The organism is Bacteroidales bacterium, assembly GCA_012517825.1.
Classification (GTDB): Bacteria; Bacteroidota; Bacteroidia; order Bacteroidales; family JAAYUG01; genus JAAYUG01.
On sequence record JAAYUG010000113.1, the window covers coordinates 1 to 3246 of the forward strand.

The 3246-nt window shown below is 48.5% G+C and carries 4 protein-coding genes; all 4 read right to left on the reverse strand.

Features of this window, described 5'->3' with window-relative positions; genetic code table 11:
- Positions 1-273 (reverse strand): hypothetical protein (locus GX419_07880; GenBank protein NLI24605.1); only part of this gene is annotated, 273 nt, incomplete at its 3' end.
- Positions 242-1267 carry a D-alanine--D-alanine ligase gene (locus tag GX419_07885; protein NLI24606.1) on the reverse strand — a complete coding sequence of 342 codons (1026 nt, stop codon included), beginning with the start codon at positions 1265-1267 and terminating at the stop codon, positions 242-244. The genes GX419_07885 and GX419_07880, both read right to left, overlap by 32 nt.
- Positions 1264-2529 (reverse strand): KamA family radical SAM protein, encoded by a 1266-nt coding sequence (locus tag GX419_07890; GenBank protein ID NLI24607.1) that lies wholly within the window; start codon positions 2527-2529, stop codon positions 1264-1266. Before GX419_07890 ends, GX419_07885 begins: the two co-directional genes overlap by 4 nt.
- A gap of 310 nt (positions 2530-2839) precedes the next feature.
- Positions 2840-3246: outer membrane beta-barrel protein (locus GX419_07895; protein ID NLI24608.1), on the reverse strand; the 407-nt coding region annotated here is incomplete at its 5' end.

Genomic DNA, 3246 nt, shown 5'->3' on the forward strand with positions numbered 1-3246 from the left:
ATGGTATGCCTCCATCACAGCGGCAGGCAAAAAAAGCAGTTCTCCCCTGTTGCAAATGCTTTCAGTGAGGTTGACGATTACATCGGGCCCGATGTGCTGCAGGCGTGACAAAAACGCTGCAAGATCAAGCCCGACCGGCAGACGGACGCTCTGATAATCCAGTTCCGGCAGGGTATTTTCAACGAGGCTGACCTGATCCAGAATGTCTCTTTCATCAGGGGGTGCATCAGGAGGCACTTCATTAAACACGATGGCTGCTATACGGGCCGGCATATTCAGAGATGCGTTTCAGTGCTGAATCCATAATCATTTCGATCAGTGACTGAAAATCAATGCCATTCAGCTTGCAGAGCAGAGGGAGGTCGGAGTGCTTATAGTTAAGTCCTGCCAGAGGATTTACCTCCAGAAAATTGGGAATGCCGTTTTCATCCATTTTCAGGTCAATTCTTCCTCCGTCGCGGCAACCAAGAATGCGCCATGCGTCCAGGGCTATTTTTGCACAGGCCGACTGCACCTCTTTTTCGGGCACTGAGTATCTGGCAAAATTCTCATAGTTCTCTTTCACATAGAGGCTGTAAATTTCCGAGGCGGAACCATCCAGGGTTATTTCCATGACGCCGACAACCCTGGCAGTATCTCCTGTACCGACAAGGCCCACAGTGAACTCCCTGCCGCTGAGGTAACGTTCCACTAATACCGGCTGGTGGTAGGTTTCCAGCAATTGCAGGCAAACCGATCTGAGTTGTTCCCGGGTAGTAATTCGGGAAGATCCTGTGATGCCCTTACCGGTACCTTCAGCTACCGGTTTGGCGAACAAGGGGAAGGGAAGGTGAACAGACTGCACGTCATCGGGTGCATAAATTTCCGCAAATTCCGGTGTAGGAATTCCGGCATCCCGTACCACACGTTTTGTGAGTCCCTTGTGCAAGGCCAGGGCCAGTACGGAGCTGTCGGAAAAAACATAGGGAATGCGGTAGGCATCCAGCAGGCAGGGCACCTGGGCTTCGCGGGCCAGGCCGTACATTCCCTCCGCTATGTTGAACACAAGGTCCCATCGTTCCCCTGCTGAAAGCCGCTGAACAAGATTACGGATATGACCAATCCGCACCGTATGAAAACCGGCTTTTTGCAGAGCCTGTTCAATTCCCTCAATGGTTTCCTCCTTGTCGAATTCGGCGGTTTCATCGTGGGAATACCCTTCTTTCAGATAGTCATCCCGGAGGTCGTACGTCAACCCCACAGTAAACGGTTCAAAAGGCAGAATCATTCTGTACAGAAATCAGGATAACGGTACAATCTGTCTTCGTAATTTTTCAGTAACAGATAGCCTTCATCACGGCCTGAAACATAATCCGGAAGGAGAGGAATTTTTCCTCCTCCGCCAGGTGCATCGATCACATAGGTAGGAACGGCATACCCCGAAGTAAATCCCCGGAGGCCTTTGATAATTTCAAGGCCTTTGCTGACAGGGGTTCTGAAGTGCGAGGAACCGAGAATCGGATCGCACTGGTACAGATAATACGGACGCACGCGGATTTTCAGCAAACCCTGCATCAGTTGTTTCATCGTTTCCACCTCATCGTTGATTCCTTTGAGCAGAACCGTCTGACTTCCGAGGGGAATTCCTGCATCGGCGAGCATTTCACATGCCCTGCCAACTTCCGGCGTCAGTTCCCTGGGGTGGGTAAAATGGATGCTGATATACAGGGGATGGTATTTCCTCAATACGGATATCAGATGCGGTGTTATGCGCTGTGGCAAGACGGCAGGTACCTTGGTGCCAATCCGGATAATTTCAACATGGGGAATACGCCGGATTCGTTCCAGTATATACCCAAGCCTTTCATCAGGAAGAGTAAAGGGGTCGCCGCCTGACAGCAAGACGTCGCGCACTTCGGTATGCGACTCGATGTAGGCAAAGGCCGGCTCAAAATCATCCAGTGCAAAATGGGATTTATCCTTCTTGGCTACCATATGGGAACGTGTGCAATACCTGCAATAGGTACTGCAGAAGCCGGTAATGAGGAACAGCACCCTGTCGGGATACCGGTGCACAAGATTTCTGACCGGACTGTCGCCTTCTTCATGCAACGGGTCGGATCCTTCACCGGGAGAAATGATATATTCTTCCGGGGTGGGGATAACACAGCGGTACAGAGCATCAGCCGGATCGGAGAAATCAACAAGGCTTGCATAGTAAGGAGTGATGCGCAAAGGAAGGAGATCCTTGTTCCCGTTAACATAAGATGGAGGCCTTACAAACCCCCGGATCTTTTCCAGCTGTGCAAATGTGCGGAAACTGTTGCTGATTTGCCATTTCCAGTCATTCCACATTGCATCAGTAACACCGGGAAAATAGGTTTCCCGAAACGAACTTGTGAGCCGGTTAATGGATGGGGGATTTTTCCTGTTAGCAGATTTTTTCTGCATGCGTTCTGTGAGGATTTCTACAGAACTACCCGGAGGTTCTTCTTCACGAACATCATGCTCGCCCGTGGTAAGCGAGACTTCTGAACCATTTTCTTCCATAATCGTGTTTGAACAAAGTATTGAATTTAAGGTGAAGCAAATCTAAACAATGATTTAAGTCAATTTTACATGGAGCTATATAAATTATCAACAAATTCGGGCAACAAAATGTTAATTACTCACTGTTTTTTTTGCTGTAAAATTCTCGGATTCAGTTTTTTCATACGGGGTGCAAACATATACAAATCATCCGTACCAGCAAAAAAAAATTGTATGCTTTTTTACGGAACGGGTAAAATCAGGGTATCCGGAAAATACAACAGCCGGCTGGCACTGAGCTCCAACCGGCTGTTACAACAGGCATTTTTTCTCACATCATCATATCTTCTCTTCCACTGTCATTATTTTCTTCATCAATCTGTTTTCTGGTTTCCTTGAAATTATTCAGTTTAAGACTCAGCGTCAGGCTGATGACAGGTCCTGACCGTCTGAATTCGCCGCTGGAATAGAAAACGCCCGGCTGGCTGGAAGTGTAGGAAAAGTGCATTGTATTAAAGATATCCCGCACCTGAAGCGTGGCACTAAGCTTCCGTTTCAGGAAATCCTGCCGTATTCCCATGCTGGTCATGAAAAAATCGCCGTTTTCGCCCTGCGGATTGATGGACGGGGCATTATAAAATGCCATCAATTGAATGCGGGTACCCCACTTCAGGCGGATATTGGAATTCAGCCTGGTATTCCAGGTGGTTGTTGATGAAACAGCATCTTCGCCCAGAA